At 63.6% G+C, this 20,253-nt stretch carries 18 protein-coding genes (1 of these 18 only partly in view); 4 read left to right on the top strand and 14 right to left on the bottom strand.

Features of this window, described 5'->3' with window-relative positions:
• The 3 genes from EY713_RS07235 to EY713_RS07225 all read right to left on the bottom strand — a co-directional run bounded on the left by EY713_RS07235 (position 1) and on the right by EY713_RS07225 (position 6,571).
• A complete protein-coding gene (locus tag EY713_RS07235) occupies positions 1 to 1,674 on the bottom strand; it encodes an efflux RND transporter periplasmic adaptor subunit (protein WP_245572925.1) in 1,674 nt (557 codons plus the stop codon).
• Positions 1,671 to 5,021, bottom strand: a complete 3,351-nt coding sequence (locus EY713_RS07230) for an efflux RND transporter permease subunit (RefSeq protein WP_131114212.1) — start codon at positions 5,019 to 5,021, stop codon at positions 1,671 to 1,673. Before EY713_RS07230 ends, EY713_RS07235 begins: the two co-directional genes overlap by 4 nt.
• Before the next feature lie 170 nt (positions 5,022 to 5,191).
• Positions 5,192 to 6,571: an inorganic phosphate transporter gene (locus EY713_RS07225; protein ID WP_131114211.1), complete on the bottom strand. Its 1,380-nt coding sequence runs from the start codon at positions 6,569 to 6,571 to the stop codon at positions 5,192 to 5,194.
• Positions 6,572 to 6,807: 236 nt separating this feature from the next.
• Here EY713_RS07225 and EY713_RS07220 point away from each other — a divergent pair, with 236 nt between their 5' ends.
• The gene (locus EY713_RS07220; RefSeq protein ID WP_131114210.1) at positions 6,808 to 7,575 is read left to right on the top strand and encodes an SDR family NAD(P)-dependent oxidoreductase; all 768 of its coding nucleotides are present in this window, start codon (positions 6,808 to 6,810) and stop codon (positions 7,573 to 7,575) included.
• Positions 7,576 to 7,599: 24 nt separating this feature from the next.
• Here EY713_RS07220 and EY713_RS07215 read toward each other — a convergent pair whose 3' ends face one another.
• Together EY713_RS07215 and maiA are read right to left on the bottom strand one after the other, a co-directional pair.
• Positions 7,600 to 8,709, bottom strand: coding sequence for an alkene reductase (locus EY713_RS07215; RefSeq protein WP_131114209.1), 1,110 nt, complete (start codon positions 8,707 to 8,709; stop codon positions 7,600 to 7,602).
• A gap of 54 nt (positions 8,710 to 8,763) precedes the next feature.
• Entirely contained in the window at positions 8,764 to 9,429 is a 666-nt protein-coding gene (gene maiA / locus EY713_RS07210; RefSeq protein WP_131114208.1) for a maleylacetoacetate isomerase, read from the bottom strand.
• Positions 9,430 to 9,772: 343 nt separating this feature from the next.
• Here maiA and EY713_RS07205 point away from each other — a divergent pair, with 343 nt between their 5' ends.
• The gene (locus EY713_RS07205; RefSeq protein ID WP_131114207.1) at positions 9,773 to 9,985 is read left to right on the top strand and encodes a hypothetical protein; all 213 of its coding nucleotides are present in this window, start codon (positions 9,773 to 9,775) and stop codon (positions 9,983 to 9,985) included.
• A gap of 58 nt (positions 9,986 to 10,043) precedes the next feature.
• Here the strand turns inward: EY713_RS07205 and EY713_RS07200 are convergent, their stop codons facing one another.
• The 9 genes from EY713_RS07200 to EY713_RS07165 all read right to left on the bottom strand — a co-directional run bounded on the left by EY713_RS07200 (position 10,044) and on the right by EY713_RS07165 (position 18,569).
• A complete protein-coding gene (locus tag EY713_RS07200; protein WP_245572983.1) occupies positions 10,044 to 11,270 on the bottom strand; it encodes a M48 family metallopeptidase in 1,227 nt (408 codons plus the stop codon).
• A 120-nt stretch (positions 11,271 to 11,390) separates the two neighbouring features.
• A complete protein-coding gene (locus EY713_RS07195; protein WP_131114205.1) occupies positions 11,391 to 12,338 on the bottom strand; it encodes a tagatose kinase in 948 nt (315 codons plus the stop codon).
• 1 nt (position 12,339) lies between these two features.
• Positions 12,340 to 12,888 (bottom strand): P-loop nucleotide/nucleoside kinase family protein, encoded by a 549-nt coding sequence (locus tag EY713_RS23105; protein ID WP_245572924.1) that lies wholly within the window; start codon positions 12,886 to 12,888, stop codon positions 12,340 to 12,342.
• Positions 12,885 to 13,820, bottom strand: coding sequence for an ROK family protein (locus EY713_RS23100; protein ID WP_245504294.1), 936 nt, complete (start codon positions 13,818 to 13,820; stop codon positions 12,885 to 12,887). The genes EY713_RS23105 and EY713_RS23100 overlap by 4 nt, the downstream gene beginning before the upstream one ends.
• A 26-nt stretch (positions 13,821 to 13,846) precedes the next feature.
• Complete coding sequence (locus EY713_RS07185) at positions 13,847 to 14,764, bottom strand: tagatose-bisphosphate aldolase (protein WP_131114204.1); 918 nt, start codon at positions 14,762 to 14,764, stop codon at positions 13,847 to 13,849.
• 61 nt (positions 14,765 to 14,825) lie between these two features.
• Positions 14,826 to 15,581: an ATP-binding cassette domain-containing protein gene (locus EY713_RS07180; RefSeq protein ID WP_131114203.1), complete on the bottom strand. Its 756-nt coding sequence runs from the start codon at positions 15,579 to 15,581 to the stop codon at positions 14,826 to 14,828.
• Positions 15,581 to 16,615 carry an ABC transporter permease subunit gene (locus EY713_RS07175; protein ID WP_131114202.1) on the bottom strand — a complete coding sequence of 345 codons (1,035 nt, stop codon included), beginning with the start codon at positions 16,613 to 16,615 and terminating at the stop codon, positions 15,581 to 15,583. Before EY713_RS07175 ends, EY713_RS07180 begins: the two co-directional genes overlap by 1 nt.
• Before the next feature lie 85 nt (positions 16,616 to 16,700).
• The gene (locus EY713_RS07170) at positions 16,701 to 17,681 is read right to left on the bottom strand and encodes an ABC transporter substrate-binding protein (protein ID WP_131119398.1); all 981 of its coding nucleotides are present in this window, start codon (positions 17,679 to 17,681) and stop codon (positions 16,701 to 16,703) included.
• 156 nt (positions 17,682 to 17,837) lie between these two features.
• Positions 17,838 to 18,569 carry an SDR family oxidoreductase gene (locus EY713_RS07165; protein WP_131114201.1) on the bottom strand — a complete coding sequence of 244 codons (732 nt, stop codon included), beginning with the start codon at positions 18,567 to 18,569 and terminating at the stop codon, positions 17,838 to 17,840.
• 175 nt (positions 18,570 to 18,744) lie between these two features.
• Here EY713_RS07165 and EY713_RS07160 point away from each other — a divergent pair, with 175 nt between their 5' ends.
• Both EY713_RS07160 and EY713_RS07155 read left to right on the top strand, forming a co-directional pair.
• Complete coding sequence (locus EY713_RS07160; protein WP_131114200.1) at positions 18,745 to 19,776, top strand: LacI family DNA-binding transcriptional regulator; 1,032 nt, start codon at positions 18,745 to 18,747, stop codon at positions 19,774 to 19,776.
• Positions 19,773 to 20,253, top strand: the 5' portion of a protein-coding gene (locus EY713_RS07155) for a DeoR/GlpR family DNA-binding transcription regulator (RefSeq protein ID WP_131114199.1). The gene runs 368 nt beyond the window's last position; the window shows 481 of its 849 coding nt (coding positions 1-481); it begins with the start codon at positions 19,773 to 19,775; its stop codon lies beyond the right edge, outside the window. Before EY713_RS07160 ends, EY713_RS07155 begins: the two co-directional genes overlap by 4 nt.

The raw sequence follows: 20,253 nt of genomic DNA, 5'->3' as shown, positions 1-20,253 counted from the left end.
TCAGTCTGTTTTCTGACGCGTCTCGACCTTGGCCTGCTTGTTTTGCGGCTGCGCGTTGTGGGGCGACTTCTCCGGATGATCTGCGCCATCCATTTGCGCTTGAGTATCCTGGCCGGTCTGCCCGCCCTTCGTCTTTGCGGGCTGGGATTGGGCCGGCTGCCCCCCTTGATCCTGCTCCTGCTTCTGCGGCGTCGCCTTCACCTTCGAGCCGGTCTGCAGCATGGACGGTGGGCTGACGACGATCTGCTCATGGCCTTTGAGACCATCCCTCAAATCGACCGCCGTGCCGAGATCGCGATCGATCGTGACTGGCTGCATCCGGATCTTGGAATCCTGATCTAAAACGGCAACTTGCATGCCGTGTTGGTTGAAGATGAGCGCCTCCGCAGGCACCTCCACTTCGCTCTGGGCACGCGGAACCGCGATGTTGATCGTCACATAAAGCCCGGGACGCAACGCTCCATCCGGGTTCGGCACGTCGATTTCGGCCATCAGGCTGCGGGACGAGGCCGTCAGGGCCACGGAACTCCGGGCAACCGAGCCTTTGAACATACGGCCGGGCAGTTGCGGGACCGTGATGGTCGCCGGCAATCCTTCATGGATGCCGATCGCGCCATTCTGCGGAACGTAGACCGAGACTCGCAACACGTCGTCGCGAGCGATCGTGAACATCGGCGTGCCGCTTGCCGTATCGGCGTTCAACAGGTCGCCCACATCGACATTGCGGGCCGTGATCACCCCGGTGAAAGGCGCCACGACATTCTCGAAGGACGCCAGAGCCTTGAGGCGATCGACGGTCGCGCCCTGCGCCTTGATGTTGGCCTCGGCGACGCGAATGCCGGATTTGGCCGTTTCGAGCGCCGCCTGCTGGCTTGTGAGATTGGCTTGCTGGTTATCGTGATTTTGAACCGTTTCGTAGCCCTGTTGGGTCAGCGTGTTGGTCCGGGCAAAGGTCACCTTGGCAAGGTTCAAATTGGCATCGGCTTGGGCCACTTGTGCTTGTGCCTGCCCGAGGGAGGCCTGGGTCTGCCCGAGTTGCGCTTGCGCCTGGGCGAGCTGTTGATCGAGGTCGGGCGCAGCAATATGGATCAGCAGATCGCCCTTCTTGACCCGCGATCCGATGTCGACCTTCCGCTCGGCCACATAGCCGGTCGCACGCGCGAACAGGCTGGCGCTGTCGAAGGCCTCGGTCTGGCCGGGAAGGATAAGCGGCACCGGCTCATCCATCAGCTTGGCCTCGACGGTCTTGACGTCGGGGACACGATCTTCGGTTTGCTGCTGTGTCGCCAAGGCGTCCTGATGCTGCTGCCAATGACCGTAGCCAGACCACGCGATAAGCACCAAGAGGATCAACCCCGCGATGATGAACGGCCATTTCGACGGCATCGGCGGTGGCGGCTCGTCTGAGGGCTCGTGCCCGTCACGCTTCGCCTCGCCCGCCTCCTGCTTCGCCTCGCGGTGAGGCTTGGGGTCGACCTCACGCGGCATGGTGTCTCCCGACGTCTCGACGCGATCATGGCGGCTGTCGTCGCGATCCGGCTCACGATCCTCGGCGGCGGGATGGGGTTCGTGGTTGCGAGCATCGGCGTGAAAGCTCTCGTCCGCGCCACGCTCGGTCTCACGGGTGTCGTCGTCGCTCATGGCGGCAGAGGGGTCGGGCTGACGCTCGCTCATCGGTAATCCCTCACAGGCTCGAATTTACCACGCCGCAGAATTGAATAGAGAAATGGGACGAAAAGGAGGGTCGAACAGGTGCCGACCGCGACACCCCCGAGCACCGCGCGGGCCAGTGCCGCATTCTGCTCGCTGCCTTCGCCGATTCCAATCGCCATGGGGATCAGGCCCACGAACATCGCACCCGCGGTCATCAGCACCGGCCGAAGCCGCGTCTCGCCCGCCTTCAGGGCGGCCTCGCGCGCGGAGCAACCGGTCCGTTGCCGCTCCTCTTGCGCAAATGTCACGAGCAGGATCGAATTGGCACTCGCGACACCGACACTCATGATCGCGCCGAAAAGCGAGGGAATCGAAAATGTGGTCTGCGTCAGAAACAGGCTGAGGATGATGCCGCAGAACGCCACCGGCAGCGCACAAAGGATCACGAACGGGTCGCCCCAGCTTTGGAAATTGATCGCCATCAGCAGATAGACCGCGATCAGCGCGATGCCCAAACCGATCTCGATGCTTTGGAACGAGTTATCCATGGCCTCGATCTGACCACGAACGGTGATCTTGTCTGGTGCTGGAAGCTTCGCCTGCTCCTCCTCGACGATCTTGGCGATATCGCCTTTGATGGCGCCAAGGTCACGATCTTGCGCGCTGGCATAGATGTCATAGGTGGGCTGGGTATTCACATGGCTGACCATGGTCTGCTCGGGCTGTCGGCGCAGAGTCGCCACGCTCGAGAGTTGGCTGACCAGCGGTTGCTGGCCCATGCCAGTCGTACCGCTCACGAGCAGCGGTGTATTCTGCAGGTCGGACAGCGAGGCGTTCCGATATTCCGGCGTCTGCACCCAAAGCTGATAGGGGATTCCGGTCTTCGGATCGGTCCAGAAGTTCGGATTGACCTGATAGCTTCCCGATAGCGAAATATTCATCGCATTGGCGATCTGTTGCTCGGTCAGATTGAGCTCCGAAGCGAGCTTGCGGTCGACATCGACGAAAAATTCGGGCGCGTCGGTGATCTGCTGGATATGCACGTCGGCCGCTCCGGGGATCGCTCGCATCCGACGCTCGATCGTCTTGGCGACCTCGAGATCCTTCTGCTGATTGCGCCCGTTCACCTGAACATCGATCGGCGTGATGAAGCCGAAATCGAGGATTTGCGTGATCATATCCGACGGTTGGAAGTAAAACAGGGTATCTGGATAGAGTTGCGGCAACACGGCCCGCAGCTTCTTCATGTAAACCGATGACGGCGCATGCCCCTCATTCAGCGAGATCAGCATCTGTCCGTCGTTGTAAGACACGAAGGATCCATCGCCGAACGCGAAATTATAGTTGCTGGCCGGCAGCCCGATATTGTCCAGGATCAGCCCGAGATCATGCGGTGGGATCTGCTGGCGCACTGTTTGTTCGATCGCCGCGAAGGTCTGTTCGGCGGCTTCAATTCGAAGGCCGGGTCGCGTCCGGATATGCAGGGTCATGCCACTGCCATCGACTTGCGGGAAATAATCCTGACCGACGAATTGGAACAGGACGGCACTGACCACAAAGATGACCCCGACGACGGCGAAGGTCACGACCCGGTTGTCCATGACGCCGTTGAGCAGGCCGAGATAGCCCCGATGAAACCGGGTGAACCCACGCTCGAAGGCGGCCTGGCAGCGGAACAAGAATGTCCCGACGGCCCCGGCCGGTCGCGCCAGCATCCGCTTGATCCAAGCCCACGGCCGGCTCAGCCCATGCACCACGGCAGATCCGGTCCGCGCCAGGATGCCGGGGCGCTCATCCTCATTGTGATCCTCGGTGTTGGTCGCCGGCACATCGCCTTCGGTCTTGCTCGCGGTTTCGTCCTCGAGCTTCCCCTTATGCTTGGCCGCATATTCCGAGCGGATCAGCACATCGATCATGATCGGCACCAGCGTGCGCGACAGCAGGTAGGAGGCCAGCATGGCGAAGACGACCGCGAGCGCCTGCGGCGTGAACAGATATTTTGGCGTATCGGTCAGAAACAACACCGACACGAAGGCGGAACAGATCGCAAGCGTCGAAATGAGCGCCGGTTTGGCGATCCCCGTGGCGCCGTCGACGACGGAGTCGCGGAAGCTCTCGCCTTCCTCCATCAGCCGGTAGGTGTTTTCGATCGCGACGGTCGCATCGTCGACCAGGATACCTACCGCCAGGGCGACACCGCCGAGCGTCATGATGTTGATGGTTTCACCCAAGGCCGCGAGGATCGCGAGCGACGTCAGGATCGAGAGCGGGATCGAGACGAGCACGATCAGGGTCGAGCGCCATGAGCCCAAGAACAGCAGGATCATCAAGCCTGTGAGGGCCGCTGCGGTCAACGCTTCGCGGATCACGTCCGAGATTGCCCCCGACACGAACACCGATTGATCAAACAGTGGCTTGATCGAAAGGCCCTTCGGGGCCGCGGCCCGCATCTGCGGCAGGAACTGCTTGACCAAATTGACGACCGTCAGGGTCGAGGCATTGCCGTTTTTCAGAATCGTCGTCAGCACCGAGTGGCTGCCGTCCGTCCGCACGATATTGAGTTGTGGTGGCGATCCATCGCGCACATGGGCGACGTCGCGCACCAGAACGGGCGAGCCGTTAACGACCTTGATCGGCACGTCGTTCAGCGCGTCCACCGTATCGGGCGAGGCGTTGAGCCGAATGGGATATTGCGTCTCGCCGATCTTGGAGAGGCCGGACGGCACAGTCAGATTTTGCGCCGTCATGGCACTCGCCACATCGTTCGGGGTCAGTCCGTAGCCCTGTAACGCATGCAGGTCGAGATCCACCATCACCTGACGTGGCGCGCCACCGTAGGGGTTGGGCAATGTCGCGCCCGGCACCTGCGTGAGGGTCTGCCGGATACGATATTGCCCGTAATCGTAGACCTTGGCGGCGCTTTCGACCGCCGACGAGAGAGAGAGTTGGATGACCGGCACCGACGACGCCGAGAAGCGCATGACGACGGGTGGCTGAACGCCGGGCGGCATGGCGGCGCGAATCGAATTCATGGCCGAAACGACTTGGGCGATCGCGAGGTCGACGCTGACGTTCTGGTCGAAATAAACCCGCTCGATTGCGGTACCCGGAATGGTCGTGCTTTCCATCCGGCGGATGTTGTTGACGTTATTGGAGAGCGAGAATTCGCTATAGGTCGTGATCCGCTGGGTCATATCGGTCGTGTCGAGACCGTTGTAGGTCCACACCACGATGACGACCGGAATGTCGACATTCGGCAAAACGTCTTTGGGCATGACGATACAGGCCCCGACCCCGGCCAGAACGATCAGGACCGAGAGAACGTAGAACGAGATGCGGAATTTGAGCGCGTAAAGGACGAGACCCATAGCTGAACTCCCGGCTCCAGAACGAGTTTGGAGCGGAAGCGTTGCGACGGCAGGGTGTCACAGGGGCTGAGCTATAGCTTGGTTCGGCATCGTCCTGACCCGACCTTCGCTGCCCGTCCTGAGGAGCGGCATGGGACATTGCCCAACGCCGCTCGGCGAGGCGGGACCGCTTAGGAGAGAACGTAAAGAATGAGACCGGACATCAGCATTGTGGCCGGCAGGGTGAGGAGCCAAGCCGTGCCAATCTGCCACAGCGTTGCAGGCTGAATACCGGACCCGGAACCCACCATCGTGCCGGCGATACCGGCCGTCACCACATGGGTGGTGCTCACCGGGAAACCGGTGATGCCCGCGCCCCCGATCAACACGGCGGCGACCAATTCGGCGGATGCGCCCTGCGCCGGAACGAGATGCTCCTTGCCGATGCGTTCGCCGAGCGTCTCCACGATGCGTTTATAGCCGACCATCGTCCCAAGGCCGAGGCACACGGCGCTCAGAATCCGCACCCACCACGGCACATATTGCACCGCCGTGGACAGGTCCTTGCCGATGCTCTTGGCGGATTTCTTGGCGTCGTCCGGCGCCTCCTTGGTCTCACTGACCGTATGCAGTTCGGAGATGGTGCGGTTAAGATCGTTCCGGGTCGCGATGCGCTCGGCATCCGGGATGTCGGTGATCTGCTTGGCCTTGCCCAAGGTCTCCCCGAGCTTTTTGGCGGCCTCGACACCGAGTTGCTTCTGGTCGTCGCCGAACCGGCCGATCAGATCGGCGGCCTGCGGCATGGCTTGCGACAGATGCTGGATGGCCTCGGGTTTGATGTCCTGGTTGATCGCATAGACGGCAGGCGCGAGACCGATCACGGTCAGCATGATCAGGCCGATGCTCTTCTGCCCGTCGTTCGTCCCGTGCGAGAAACTCACGCCAGTGCAGGTCAGAATGAGCAAGCCGCGCATCCACCAAACCGGCGGCTTGCCCTCCTCCGGCACCGTGTAGAGCGCTTTGTCGTGGATCAGCGCCTTGATGACGTAGAAGAGCAGCAGCGAGAAGACGAAGCCGAGAACGGGCGAGACCAATAGGGAGAGAAGCACGCTCCACACTTGATTCCAGTCGACGCCGCTGTGCAGGTCGCGGCCGCGCACCAGCGCATTCTCGATCGCGACACCGACGAGAGCGCCGATCAACGCATGCGAGCTCGAGTTCGGAATGCCAAACGCCCAGGTGGCGACGTTCCAGACGAGCGCCGTGACGAACAGCGCCGCCAGCATGCCGATCGCCAGCCCACCTCCGGGTGGGGACAGCACATCCGGCGGAATGAGTTCGACGAGCGCATAGGCGACCGCAATGCCGCCGAGCAGCACGCCGGCGAAATTCATCAGCCCGGACCAGACGACCGCAACGGTCGGCTTCAGCGACTTGGTGTAGATGACCGTGGCGACGGCATTGGCCGTATCGTGGAAGCCGTTGGAAAACTCGAAAGCCAACACCAGGATGAGGCAGCCGATCATCAGGACGAAAGCTGCGGTGGAACCGGACGTGAGGGCAGCGAGCATGGCCTCTCCTTAAAAATACGGCCGACGCAACCGTCCACAGGGCATGGCCTAGGGGAACGCGGTCTCGCACTTCCGGCCAAACTCAACCAAAGTGCCTTAGATTTTCCCGGTGAAGGTTTGACGACAAACACGCATGCGTTGCAGCCGACACACGCATCGCCGCTTGAACCGTGCCAAAGCTTGAGGCACTTCTGCGCGCGAGCACCAAGGGACCGGCCTGGAGCGAGGCGAACGCAATGATCGAACTCAACGGCAAAATAGCCTTGGTGACCGGCACGACCGGGATCGCGCGCGCGACAGCCTTGCGGTTCGCCGCGCTCGGGGCCGACGTTCTGGCCCTCGGCATCGACGAGCTCGGCAATGCGGCTCTGGTCGACGCGGGGATCGCGGTTCGCCGGACCGACGTCTCCGTTCCGCAAGAGGTCGAAGCAGCGATGGCCGATATCGTGACGCGCTTCGGCGGCCTCGACATCGTGGTCAATTCGGCGGCCGTGCATCCCTATGGTGATGCGGTGACGACGAGCCCGGAGATTTTCGCCCGCTGTCTGGCCGTCAATGTCGGGTCGATCCACCTGACGGCGCATTTCGGCGTACCGGAGATGCGGAAGCGCGGCGGCGGTGCGATCGTCAACGTGTCGAGCGTTCAGGGCCATGCCTGCCAGCAGGGCGTGGCCGCCTATGTGGCCTCGAAGGGTGCGATCCACGCGCTGACTCGCGCCATGGCTCTCGATTTCGCCGGGGATCGCATCCGTGTCCTGTCGGTCAGCCCTGGCTCGGTCCGCACGCCCATCCTCGAACTCGCGGCCCGCACACTCGACGGACCCGAGGCCGACGTCGAGGCGGTCTTCGCCCGGTTTGGGGCCGCCCATCCGATCGGCCGGATCGGCGAGGCCGACGAGGTGGCCGATCTCATCGCCTTTTTGGCATCATCGCGAGCCGGTTTCATCACCGGCTCGGATCATGTCATCGATGGTGGTCTCTTGGCGGGCCTCGGGGTTCGCTGAACCCGGAACCCGGGTCGATTCAGGCTAGCCTTTGATCTGACCGTTCATGCCCGGCCAATCGGAATAGCCCGTCTGGTCCCCGCCATACCAATAAGCCTTGGGGGCTTCGGCGAGCGGGTCGCCGTTCCGCAGACGATCCACGAGATCCGGATTGGCGATAAACGGCCGGCCGAAGCTGATCAAATCGGCATTGCCCTCCTCGAGGGTCTTGTCGGCCAGCGCACGATCGTAGTTGTTGTTGGCAATATAGGCGCCCTTGAAGCGCTTCCGCAGGGCCGGATAATCAATGCCGTTGGGGTCGCGGCTCATCTGGGTCACGCCCTCGATATCGTGGATGTAGACCAGACCATGCGCCGACAGCGCATCGATATAGGTCCCGTAGGTCCCCATCGGGTCGCTATCGAGCGGCGCTTCCCCCGGCATCGTGGTGCCGGGCGAGATGCGGATCCCGACCCGATCGCCGCCGCCCCAGACCGTTGTCACGGCCGTGACGACCTCGAGCGGAAACCGCAGGCGGTTCTCGACGCTGCCGCCGTAGCGGTCGGTGCGTTTATTGGTGCTGTCGCGGATGAACTGCTCGAGCAGATAGTTGTTGGCCGAGTGGATCTCGACGCCGTCAAAGCCTGCATCCTTGGCGCATTGCGCGGCATGCCGGTAATCCTCGACGATCGCCGGGATCTCGTCGGTCTCAAGAGCGCGCGGCACGACATGATCCTGCATGCCGCTGTTGGTAAAGGCCTGTCCGGCCGGCTTGATGGCGGAGGGCGCAACCGGCAAGGCTCCGTCATGCAGGCTCGGATGCGAGATCCGGCCCGTATGCCAAAGCTGCAACACCATTTTGCCGCCTGCCTGATGAACCGCGCGGGTCACGGTCTGCCATGCCTCAACCTGGGCGGGCGTCCAAATGCCCGGCGTCAGCGCGTAACCTCGCGCCTGGGACGAGATGTTGGTCGCCTCCGACACGATGAGGCCCGCCGTGGCGCGTTGCGCGTAATAATCGGCGGCATAAGGCGGCACGACACCGGCATCGCTGGAGCGGCTGCGGGTCAAAGGCGCCATGACGACGCGGTTTTTCAGAGTGAGATCGCCCAGCGCAAAGGGCTGGAACAGCGTGGATGTGGTCTGATCGGTCATCGAGGGATCCAGAGAGAGGAGAAGGGCATCGCCCGTTGGGATGGGTGGCAGGGGTTAGCGGGCGGGCGCGCCGACCTGCTTGTACGGGTCGGCCTCGGCGAAGGCCGGCAACGCGTTGCAGGACGCGACGATCCGGTCGACCGTTGGAATATCGGCAACAGAAATCTTGAACACCTGCATGACGGCCGGGATGCTGGCGAGGCAGATATCCGCGAGGGTCACACTGTCGCCATGGCAGAAGCGACCGGTCTCCGGCTCGGCGCTGAGCCGCTTGTCGACGGCTTGAAGTCCGGTGGTGAACCATTGAATCTGCCAGGCACGCCACGCCGCATCGTCGAAACCGCCAGTCGTGGTCAGGTAGCGTTTGACCCGAGGCGTCACGAACGGATGCGTGTCGGCCACCAGCATGGCCGCGATGGACCGGACGCGCGCCCGACCAAGTGCATCGGCGGGCAACAGCGGCGGCTCGGGCGTTGTCTCGTCGAGATATTCGAGGATCGCCGTCGATTGCGTCAGCGTCGTTTGACCGGCGACCACCAGAGCCGGAATGGCCGCAAGCGGGTTGATGGCCAAGAAGGCATCACTGCGTTGCTGACCCGCATCGAGATCGATGATGGTCTCTTTTTCCTGGAGCCCCTTGAGGCTGAGCGCGACCCGCACGCGATAGACCGCCGAGGTGCGCCAGAACGAAAAAAGTTCGAGAGGCTGCTCTGAGGTCATGCTGGTCTCGCGTGGTGTGCCAAATGCTTGCCGTAACCAGATTACGAAATTGGCGCCAGATTGTTGCAATGCAACGCGATGCGGCCTTTGCAGGATCATAAGCGGGCAAGGCCGCTCACCGATTGATCGTCGGCGCATAATCTTTGGCCCGCAACCCTTGACCATCGGCGGTCCTCTGACAGAAGATACCGTCTCCGACCTCAGTCGTTCGACACCACGCGCAGCGGGCGCGGATCATGGCTTAATCTCAGTCAAAGAGAACGAGCCACGGCCGTGCTCTGGTTTTTCATGAGTCTGGCAGGGTCGATCTCGGTCGATGCTGCTCAACAAGGGGCCTCCTCCGATGAACCAGCAAAACCAAGCCGACACGACCGCGACGGCCGCAGGCAGCCAGATGATCCATGACAATCAGGTGTGGATCGGAACGGTCGCGCAGCACGAGCAAACATGGCGTGCGACCTCGCGCGGCGGCCTCGTGATCGGCCATTTCCCGACCGAACAGCAGGCCACCGCTGCGGTTTCAAACCACCACCAGACCGCGCGGGCCAGCCACTAAACCGGCGATTGGCGAGCGGCGGCGACCAAGACAACACCCGAGCATCGCGGGGAGCCGGTCAAGCTTCCCCGGCCCGCAAGTGACGCACCCGGATCGGAACCGGCGGGTGCGAATAATGCGCCAAAGCGTAAACCGGATCGGGCGTCAGCGTCGAGGCATTGTCGCGCGCCAGATTGGTCAAGGCGCTGATCATCGGAGCCGCCCCTACGGCCTGACGGGCATAATCGTCGGCTTGAAACTCGTTGCGCCGCGAGATCCAGTTGCCAAGCGGCGACATCAGCGGCCCGACCACCGATGCGAGCAGCATGCAAACGAACAGGCGCAACGCATCGTCGCTCTGCTCGATCCCAAAGGCGGGCAACAACCACGCCTGCTTGCACAACCATCCGAAGGCCGCCAGGCCGATCAGCGTCGTCAACGCTCCCTGCGCTAGCCCGAACAGCACATGCCGGTGACGGAAATGCCCGAGTTCGTGGGCGATCACGGCCTCGACCTCTTCGGGTGAACTTTTGGCCAGCAGCGTATCGAACAGCACGATCCGCTTGGATCGGCCGAAGCCGATGAAATAGGCATTGCCATGCGCGGTGCGCCGCGACGCGTCCATGGTGAAGAGGCCGGAGGAGCGGAACCCCGATTTGGCGAGCAAATCTTCAATCCGGGCCCGCATCGCTCCATCCTCGAGCGGGGTAAATTGATTGAACCGCGGCGCGATCAGCCGCACGTAAAGCGTCGGCGCGAGGATCATCAACGCGACCAGCGCGAGCCACACCCACAACCACCACAGACCGGTAAAGCTCCGCATGGCCCAGAGCGCGGCGAAGAGCAGCGGCACGGAAACGACGAGCCCGATCGCCGCGCTCTTGAGCCGATCGATCACGAAGACGCGGAGGCTGATGCGGTTGAACCCGAACCGCTGCTCGATCACGAATGCCTTGTAGAGCGCGAGCGGAAGGCTGAGCAGCGTACCGATCGCGGCCGTGGCAACCAGGAACGCGACCCCTCGCCCGAGCGAGGGCGGCAGGAGCGTCGAGAGGGCCCCATAGAGCAGGCCGATGCCGCCGAACACCCAGGCGAGCGAGATGGCGACATCCAGCACCGTCTCGACCCGGGCGAGATGCTCGCGGGCGATCGTGTAATCGGCTGCCTTGTGGTGCTCGTCGAGCGAGACGGCTGCGGCAAAGTCAAAGGGAACGATGTCCCGATGGCGACGCACATGCGCGACCTGCCGCGCCGAAAGATAGAACGCTAGACCGGCCCAGGCCAAGGTTGCGGCCACGAAGATCATCAAAAGCAAAGCAGGCCTCGCTGGCACCGGAACAGGAGACCATCCCCAAGCTTTGAAAGTGGCGTGACCGACACGAGGGCACAAGGCCCGGGCGAACCCGCCTCGTGAGGAGACGAAGCGCTAAGTCGACGCGGGTGCGCCTTCAACAAGCCGCTCGAGGTCGTCCAGCGTCGAGACGCCCTCCATCGGCCCTTGTCGCTCGACCGCTCGGGCGCCGCTTGCCGCGGCGAGCGCCAAGGCTCGCTCCAGCGGCCAGCCGCGCAGCCATGCCGTCACGAAGGTCGCGCCGAAGCAGTCCCCTGCCCCGGTCGGATCGATCTCGCGCGCCGTGAACGCCGGCTGGTCGATGACGCGGCCCGCGACATGGCAGCGGGCCCCGTCGGCGCCCTGTTTGACGACGATGCAGGAGACACCCCCGGTCAGGATCGCCTGAGCCGCTTCCATCTCGTCGGCCGCGTCCGCAAAGAGAAAGAGCTCCGGGCCGCTCGGCAAAAAGAGATCGGTCTTGGCCAGCACCCGCCCGAAGGCCTCGCGCATACCGGGCAGGTCCAGCATCTCCTTGCGAACGTTCGGATCGAACGACACGGTGCCGCCGCGCTCCTTCACGGTTTCGATCGCGGCCTCGGTCGCGGCCACGATCGCCGGTGCGAAGAGCGACGATCCCATCACATGAAGGTGGTCACAGCCCGCCATCACGCGTCTGCCGGCATCCGTCAGCGCGATGAGGCCACAGGCGCTATGCTTGATGTTGAAGACGAAATCGCGCGCGCCATCCGGTCTGTAGCGCACGAAGGCGCTGCCGGTCGCGGCTTCCGGATCGATCGCGATGGCGCTCACATCCACGCCGTCGGTGGCGAGGCGCGCGCGGTTCATCCTCCCGAAATCGTCGTCGCCGACGCAACTCACGATGGCGCAGGGTTGGCCGAGCCGCGCCACCTGGTCGATGAAAATCGCGGGCGCGCCCGACGGATAGGGGCCGGAGAGGCGCAAAGGCTCGCCGAAGCCGAAGCCTCGATCGAGCGCCATGATCTCGACGACGATCTCACCGATCGTCACAACGGTCTTCATGTCATGCCTTATTCAGTCGGTCGTTCACAACGTCGTCGAGCCACGGCATGATCGTATCGAAAGGGATCGGCTGCGTCGTCTCGACGTCAAAACGAGAACGACCTCCAATCGGGGTCGCGCGCGCGCTCAGCGCGATCAATTCGGGAAGATAAGCCTCGCCCGGATGGCCCACACTGCGTGTCCCGAGACGCGCCCGATAGCGCTCGGCCACGACGTCGGCCGGCACATGACACCAGATCTCAGCCGTGCGGCCGATGCCGGCGGCCACGAGATGGGCGTCCAGAACCTCGACGGGTTGGAACCCGAACCACGCATCGATCACCACGATCGCGGGATCGGGCCAGTCCCCGATGGCCTTGAAGATGATGGCATAACTGGCACGCCCAAGCATGCGGTTATGCTCCCGATCGCCGACCCCGACATGCTCGAAGAGCGGGTCCTTGATCGTATCGAGTGTCATAAGCGGACATCCGAGCCGATCCGCGACGCCGCGCGCGACGGTGCTCTTGCCGCTGGCCGGTATGCCATTCACGAGGATGGCGGTCTTCATCCGCCGAGGCCCGCCACGTCTCGATAGGGAGCCGAGGTGGTCGCCTCCGGTTCCATCATATGTTCGACCAAAGCCGAGATGGCGGCGCCGATCACACCCGCATCGTCGCCGAGCTGAGCCGCCACCACGCCGCATTGGTACCAGGGCGACACGGCCGGTGCCCGCGACAAAGCGCGATGGGCCGCCCCGCCAAGGCCGCCGCCAAGCACGATGACATCCGGGTCAGCCGCCGCCACCATGCTGTCGATCGCGGTGCGGAGCGGGCTCGCCCAGGTGTCGAGTATCCGGCCCGCGATGGGATCCCCTGCCGCTTCGGCGACGAAGAGATCCTCGACGACGGTGCTGGCCGGCAGACCCGCCTCTCGGATCAGCCGCCGAAGCGCGGTGCCGGAACTCGTGGTTTCAACGCAGCCGCGCCGTCCACACGCACAGGCGAGCCCGTCCTGCGCCACCGTCAAGTGGCCCAATTGGCCGGCCGTCGCCCGCCCGCGCACGATTTTGCCTTCCATCACGACCGCGCCACCGATGCCGGTCCCGATCGTGAACATGACGACATTATCGTAGCCCTGGGCGGCCCCCGTCGCGATTTCGGCCACCAGCGCCATGTTGCAATCATTGTCGATCACGACCGGTTTACCCAGCGCCGCCTCGAGATCCTCGGCGAGCGAGGCCGATGCGAGATCGATGTAGCCGCCCGACAGGACGGCCCGGTGACGGGCGTCGACGCGGCCCGGCACCCCAATCCCGATCCCCGCGACGGTTTCATCGTCCAAGCGGCGGCAGATCTCGACGATGCGGTCGAGCAGGTCACGTGGGTCGCGCGTGATCGGCTCGGCCACCCAATCGAGGATTTCGCCACCGCTCGAGACCCGCCCCACCCGAAGATTGGTCCCGCCGATATCGATGCCGATGGCGGTTGCGCTATGCTGCATCGGATGCGCCTTTGCGAAACGAGATGTCAGGCTGCGGCTTGCGCCTGTCCGGCGCGGCAGCGTTTCACGACGGATTGAATCTGCTGCAGACGTGGCACCGCGATCGTGGTGAGGCGATGCTGCGTGACGGCCCGGTCCAGCGAAATGCAATCCTTCCACAAGGCGCGCCCCGCGATGACGCCGGAGGCGCCGTTCCGGATCGCGATCTCGACCTGACCGACGAACGTCTCGTGATCGACACCGGCCGACAGCACCGCCCACGGCACGTCCCCGCACATGGCCGTAATGTTGGCACAGGCGGCCTCGGTGCCGGGATAGGGCAGCTTCAGAACCTTGGATCCGAGATCGAGACAAATCCGGGTGCCGGCCTCGATCAGGCCGGGAAAGGCCGCCTGGTAGTCGGATTTGCTCTCGCCGGGCAAGTCGTAGGTGAGGAATTCCACCACCAGCAGCAAGTCTTCGCGCGCGAAATCCGCGATGCACTCGCGCAGGATCGCGATATTGCGTGTATCGGCCTCGGGACGATCCGCCCTGAGATAGACCATGATCTTGCCACCGGTGCCGCCAAGCGCGCGGACGCGGCGAGCATCGATGCCGGGAACGAGCTTCGAGTTTCTGTAGCCTTCGGGCGTGGTGTCGAACCCCGAAGCATCGAGCCCGATCAGCAAAGCCGTGTCGCGGGCCAACACACCGTCGTTGACAACATGCGGGACGGCGCAGACCGGGTCGAGCAGAACGCAGGAGGCCTGACTGGCCAGGAATTTCGTGATGTCGGCTTTGGTCTCGCCGAGCGTCGCCTCCGAGATGCCGGCTTCCTCGGCTGGCGATGCCGCCATGATCTTCCGCATGCCGCCGCGCTGGTCGGCCGCGATCACCATCATGGCCCCATCCGGGCCGCAGATCTGCTGATAGCCGCGATATTCGGCTGTTGTCATCCTGGTCATGGCTCTTATCCAAGGTTGGGCGGAGGCCGAAAGCTCGGCTCGCCGGACCGGAGGGCTGGGATCAGCCGCCGATCATCATCTTCACGACCTCGTCATGCGTCGTGTTTTCGATCTGCCGTTCGCCCGCGAGGCTGCCGCGCCGCAGCACGATGATCCGGTCCGACACGGCGAAAATGTCCTGCAGGTTGTGCGAGATGAAGATCACGCCGCGTCCCTGCTGCTTCAGGGTCTTGATGAGCGACAGCACCTTGCGCTGTTCCGGCACGCCGAGCGCCGCGGTCGGCTCATCCATCAAAATGACGCGTGCGTTCCAGTAGATGGCGCGACCGATCGCGACCGCCTGACGTTGCCCGCCCGAAAACCGGCCCACCGGCGCGTCGAGCCGGTCGAGGTGGAAATCGAGCATGGCCATCGTCTCCTTGGCGGCCACCGCCATCTTCTGGCGGTCCAGCACCGGAACGACGCCGAAGGCCCGCCGCATCGGTTCCCGTCCGAGGAAGATGTTGGCGCCGATCGACAGGTTGTCGGCCAAGGCGAGATCCTGGTAGATCGTCTCGATGCCGGCGCCCCGCGCGGCTTCCGGCGTCGCAAAATTCACGCCCTTGCCGTCGAGGAGGATCTGTCCGCCATCGGCTTGATAGACGCCGGAGATCATCTTGGTCAGGGTCGATTTGCCGGCCCCGTTATCGCCCGCGAGGGCGACGACCTCGCCGGGATAGAGCGATAGCGACACGCCCTTCAGGGCCTCGACCCCGCCGAACCGCTTGGAAACCGAGCGGACGTCGAGGATGGGTTGGGAAGATTGTACGGCGCTCATCAGCGTTCTCCGCCGAGCTTGCGTTGCGTCTGGTCGACCAAGACCGAGATGATGATGACGACGCCGACGGCCACGAATTGCCAGAAGGGTTCGACATCGATGAAAACGAGGCCGTATTGGATGACGGCGATCACCAGCGATCCGGCAACGGTGCCGAGAATGGTGCCGGATCCGCCAAACAGGCTGGCGCCACCGATCACCACGGCGGCGATCGAGTCGAGCAGCAAGGGCTCGCCGGCCTGAGCCGCACCGGCCGTGAAGCGGGCAGCATAGAGCACGCCGCCGAGGCCGGCGCACAAGGCCGAGAGCAGGTAGAGCTTGCGGGTGTGTCGGGCCACGTTGATGCCGGCCCGCAAGGCCGCCTGCTCACTGGCCCCGATCGCATAGGTATGCTGGCCGAACTGCGTTTGTCGCAGCAGGTAGCTCATCACCAGGACGAACAGGACCGTGATGATGACCACGACCGGAAAGCCAAGCAGACGTCCGTTCCCAAGCGCCGCAAACCAGTTGTTCGACACGGGCACCGTGGTGCCGTTGGCGAGCAGGAAGGCCACGCCGCGCGCCACGCCGAACATGCCGAGCGTGCCGATGAACGGCGGCACCTTCAATTTCGAGATCAGCCAGCCGTTGACGGACCCCGGGATGAGGCAGACCAGGAGCCCCGCCGAGATGCCGACCAGCATCGCGGGGAACGGCGGCATGTAGGCGCCGGCGACATTGGCGCCATGGGCCGCCACAACGGCCGAGAGTCCCATGATGAAGCCGACCGATAGATCGATGCCGCCCGCGATGATGACGAATGTTTCGCCAAGGGCCAGCAGAAGTGGCGCAACCGCGAAGACGGCGATCGACTGGGCATTATAGGTCGAGAAGACGAAGCTGGTGCCATAGCTGATCCGCGACCATGTCTCGAACACGATCAGCAGCAGAGCAAGGAACAGCCAAGCCCGCATCGCCGCCGCCCACAGGAGCCAGCGCGATGGGCTTCCGGGTTGGCGCGGGGTCAGCACTTTCGAGGACATTTGGGCGAACATCAGCCGCTCCGTGCCAGCAGAGGTGGAAGACGGTGCCGCCAGATCGAAACACGATCGATCAGCGGCACCCGAGGCGGAGTGAGGATCAGTTCTTGTAGATGAACTGGGCGATTTCGGGCTTGTCGATGTTCGACTTGTCCATTTCGGTGAAACCGGTTCCGATCGCGATCGGGATCGATTGTCCCGTCAGATGCGCATAGGCCGACATCACCCCAAAATATCCGATCTCGGCCGGGTGCTGCGCGATCGCCACATCGATGAGACCCGACTTAATGTTGTCGACCATCGAGGTCGGAGCATCGAAGGCCACGACCTTCACCTTGCCGGTTTGGCCGGCCTGCTGCACCCCGTTCGCTGCCCCGAGAGCCGAGAACAGATTAGCGCCGAAGACGCCCGCCAGATCGGAGTTGCGGGCGAAGACCGATTGCATCTGCGAGGCCGCCTTGTTGGCGTCATCGTCGTTGAACTGCGTCTGCAGGACCTGAATGCCCGGATGTGACTTCATCTCGTCTTTGAAGCCTTGTTCGCGCTGATCGGTCGTCGAGACGCCCGGCTCCACGTTGGACACGTAGACCTTGCCCTTGTCGCCGATCGCCTTGGCGAGGGCACGGGCCGCGATCTTGCCGCCGAGAACGTTGTCGGACGCGATATAGGACAGCGGGAAATCCGCATCGCCCTGACCGGTCTGATAAATGCCGGTGCCGATGAACGTATCGACCGTGATGACCGGAATGCCGGCATCGGCGGCTTTCTTCAGCGGCTGCACAAGTTGCGTCTTATCGGTCGGCGCGATCAGGATCGCGTCCGGCTTCCGGGCGATCACGGCATCGAGAACCGGCGCTTGCTGGACCGGGTTGAACTCCGGCGCGCCCTGGAACACGAGATCGGCGCCCACGACCTTTGCGGCCGCCTCGGCGCCTTTTCGCATGGTGATGTAGAACGCGTCGGTCGTCAGACCAGGAATCAACGCGATGGTGTATTTTTTGCCGGTCTGGGCTCCGGCAGCCCCGATCATCGCCGAAAGTCCGAGCGCCAAGGCCGCCACGGCCGTCATGGTTTTCTTCAACGTTTCCTCCTCCTGATGCGACAAGTCTGATCCGACCTATCCGGCACCGCCCTTGGGGCTTGTTGCCGTGACCTGAAGCTAGAAGCGGGATTCGATCTCGTCAATGCGAAAGTTGACGCGCGCCAAGTTTCGCGATGCAGGCACCGCGAACACGCCTCAAATCGCTTGGTTCTGCGGCAGGATCACCAGGTCGCGGATGGTGACGTGGGCCGGGCGGGTCAGCATGAACATCGCTGCCTCGGCTACATCGTCCGACGTCAAACCTTCGTGAGCCGCGACCTTGGCCGCAATGGCGGCCGGGTCGGTATAGCCCCAGAGCTCGTTCAGCACGATGCCCGGCGCGATCGCGCCCACCCGCACGCCGTGTGGAGCGGCCTGGATGCGGAGGCCGTGCACGAAGGATTGGATCGCATGTTTGGTGGCGCTGTAGACCGGCTCCCAGTGCAACGCCTGATGTCCCGAGATGGAACTGGTCACCAGGATGTCGCCAGAACCTTGCTGCATCATGCCGGGCAAGACGCGCCGCGTAGCGCGGACGACGCTGTTGAGATTGACCGCGATCGTCTGGTCGAAGTAATCCGGATCGCCGTCGGCGACCGCGCCGGGCGCATAAAGACCGGCATTGGCCAGAAGCATATCGATCCGGCCGAACCGCGCCAGGGCCGCATCGACCATCGCGTCGACCTCGCCCGGCTGGGCGAGATCGGTCGGCAGCAACGCCACATCAGCATCGCCGAGACGCTCTTTCACCGCCGCAAGCCTCTCGGTCGAACGAGCCGCCAGCGCGAGACGCACGCCGGCTGCGGCGAGATGGTGCGCCAGCGCGCGCCCGATGCCCGAATTCGCCCCTGTGACCAGGGCCACCTTGCCGCGTAGATCCGTCGCCACAGCGTTTCCCCGTATGATGGCGGCTGCGCCTCGGCGACAAACACACCGGGGCAGCCTTTCGAATCAGCGTCGGGGAATTCTTTGCACGCGTCAACTTTGATGCTACGAGAGTGTTGTTTGGAGCACCGATCTCAGCGGCGCGCCGGCATCCCTGGAGATCGAGTTTCCGCGCGCGATGAACGATCAAGCCATCCGGAACATGGCGGAGTTTTCGCTTCTCAGCGGCATTTCCCGGCCGACACTCTCGAAATATTTTAACGATCCCAGCAGTGTCCGTCCGTCGACCCGCGCCCAGATCGAACGGGCTCTGGCGCAATATGACTATCGGCCGAACTTGTTTGCCGTAAATCTCAACAAGCGTAACCCGAAGATCATCGCGATCGTGGTGCCGGATCTCGCCGACCCGTTTTTCGCCCGTTTGGTTCAACAGATCGAATTGCGCTGCAACGCGAGCGGCTTGTTCCTGCTCGCGCTCAGTTCACGGGGCGATCCACGGCTCGAGGCGCGGGCCATCGAGACGCTTCTGTCCCTGAAGATCGCGGGCGCGATCATGGCGCCGCTGGGGGAGAACACGCGGGCGTCCTTAGTCGAAAGCCTACAGGCGCGCATTCCGCTCGTGTTTCTCGACTCGCGTCTCGACGACACGAGTGCCTTCGTCGGGACCAACAACAACCAGAGCGTTCCGCTGATCACCGACTATCTGTGCCGCACTGGCGATCGCCCGACCTTCTTCGACATGCCGCCCGTGAACCATAATGCGGCCGAGCGGCGCGCCGCTTATGTCGCGACGATGGAACGACTGGGGCTGCAGCCGGAGATCATCCCGGTGCCCTCCCGTCGCGATTGGCGCTTCGAAGAGGTCGGCTATACGGAAGCCCTCAAGGTCATCGATGGGGTTGGCTTCCCGACCGGCACGATCCTTTGCGCCAACGACAGGATCGCGACCGGCGTGATGGCAGCCGCCTTCCAGCGCGGCTTCAAGATCGGCCGTGATCCCGATTGTACCCTGCGGGTCGCGGGACATGACGACCAGGCGCTCAGTCGATACGCTTGTCCGCCACTCACCACCGTGGCGCAGGATTTCGAAAGTCTGGGGACGCTATCGCTCGATTTTCTACTGCACCAGATCGCATCCGGCGACGGCTCGCCAAGCAAGCCGGAGCAGGTTCGGCTTGAGGCGACCCTCGTGGTCCGGGCCTCGGCATGAGCAAGCCGATCCCGCAGAACATGTCGCCATCGGGGTTGCAGGGCGTCTCAACCGCTGCGGCAGACGCCGAGACAGGGGCAACCGACCTGCCAGCGGCGCGCCAGAACCGCCTCCTCGATCTGCTTCATCAACGCGGCCAAGCAACGGTCGTCGAACTCGTGACGCTGCTCGACGTGTCGCGTGACACGATTCGCCGCGACCTCGACGCCATGGAGGCGCGTGGCCTGCTGATTCGCACCCATGGTGGGGCGGTCCATAAGGACCGAATGGTGCGAATCGATACGACGCTCGGCCTCCGCATGGACGCCCATGCGGATGCCAAGCAGCGCATCGGTCACGCAGCCGCCCGGCTGATCCGCGACGGCGAGACCCTGATCCTCAACGGCGGCTCGTCGACCTGCGCCTTTGCGGCCGCCCTGACGGAGCGGCGCAACCTGACGGTTGTGACCAACAATTTGCGGCTCCCGCCGGTGACCC

The sequence above is a fragment of the Lichenihabitans psoromatis genome, from assembly GCF_004323635.1.
GTDB lineage: Bacteria > Pseudomonadota > Alphaproteobacteria > Rhizobiales > Beijerinckiaceae > Lichenihabitans > Lichenihabitans psoromatis.
This window is presented reverse-complemented; position numbering and strand designations above follow the sequence as displayed.

Excerpts from the sequence above, each read along its gene's own strand:
- EY713_RS07195 (WP_131114205.1), bottom strand. The coding sequence starts at position 12,338 with ATGAAGACCGTTGTGACGATCGGTGAGATCGTCGTCGAGATCATGGCG.
- EY713_RS07220 (WP_131114210.1), top strand. The coding sequence starts at position 6,808 with ATGATCGAACTCAACGGCAAAATAGCCTTGGTGACCGGCACGACCGGG.
- EY713_RS07200 (WP_245572983.1), bottom strand. The coding sequence starts at position 11,270 with ATGATCTTCGTGGCCGCAACCTTGGCCTGGGCCGGTCTAGCGTTCTAT.
- EY713_RS07235 (WP_245572925.1), bottom strand. The coding sequence starts at position 1,674 with ATGAGCGAGCGTCAGCCCGACCCCTCTGCCGCCATGAGCGACGACGAC.
- EY713_RS07215 (WP_131114209.1), bottom strand. The coding sequence starts at position 8,709 with ATGACCGATCAGACCACATCCACGCTGTTCCAGCCCTTTGCGCTGGGC.
- EY713_RS23105 (WP_245572924.1), bottom strand. The coding sequence starts at position 12,888 with ATGAAGACCGCCATCCTCGTGAATGGCATACCGGCCAGCGGCAAGAGC.
- EY713_RS07225 (WP_131114211.1), bottom strand. The coding sequence starts at position 6,571 with ATGCTCGCTGCCCTCACGTCCGGTTCCACCGCAGCTTTCGTCCTGATG.
- maiA (WP_131114208.1), bottom strand. The coding sequence starts at position 9,429 with ATGACCTCAGAGCAGCCTCTCGAACTTTTTTCGTTCTGGCGCACCTCG.
- EY713_RS07230 (WP_131114212.1), bottom strand. The coding sequence starts at position 5,021 with ATGGGTCTCGTCCTTTACGCGCTCAAATTCCGCATCTCGTTCTACGTT.
- EY713_RS07185 (WP_131114204.1), bottom strand. The coding sequence starts at position 14,764 with ATGACCAGGATGACAACAGCCGAATATCGCGGCTATCAGCAGATCTGC.
- EY713_RS07205 (WP_131114207.1), top strand. The coding sequence starts at position 9,773 with ATGAACCAGCAAAACCAAGCCGACACGACCGCGACGGCCGCAGGCAGC.
- EY713_RS07175 (WP_131114202.1), bottom strand. The coding sequence starts at position 16,615 with ATGTTCGCCCAAATGTCCTCGAAAGTGCTGACCCCGCGCCAACCCGGA.
- EY713_RS23100 (WP_245504294.1), bottom strand. The coding sequence starts at position 13,820 with ATGCAGCATAGCGCAACCGCCATCGGCATCGATATCGGCGGGACCAAT.
- EY713_RS07160 (WP_131114200.1), top strand. The coding sequence starts at position 18,745 with ATGAACGATCAAGCCATCCGGAACATGGCGGAGTTTTCGCTTCTCAGC.
- EY713_RS07180 (WP_131114203.1), bottom strand. The coding sequence starts at position 15,581 with ATGAGCGCCGTACAATCTTCCCAACCCATCCTCGACGTCCGCTCGGTT.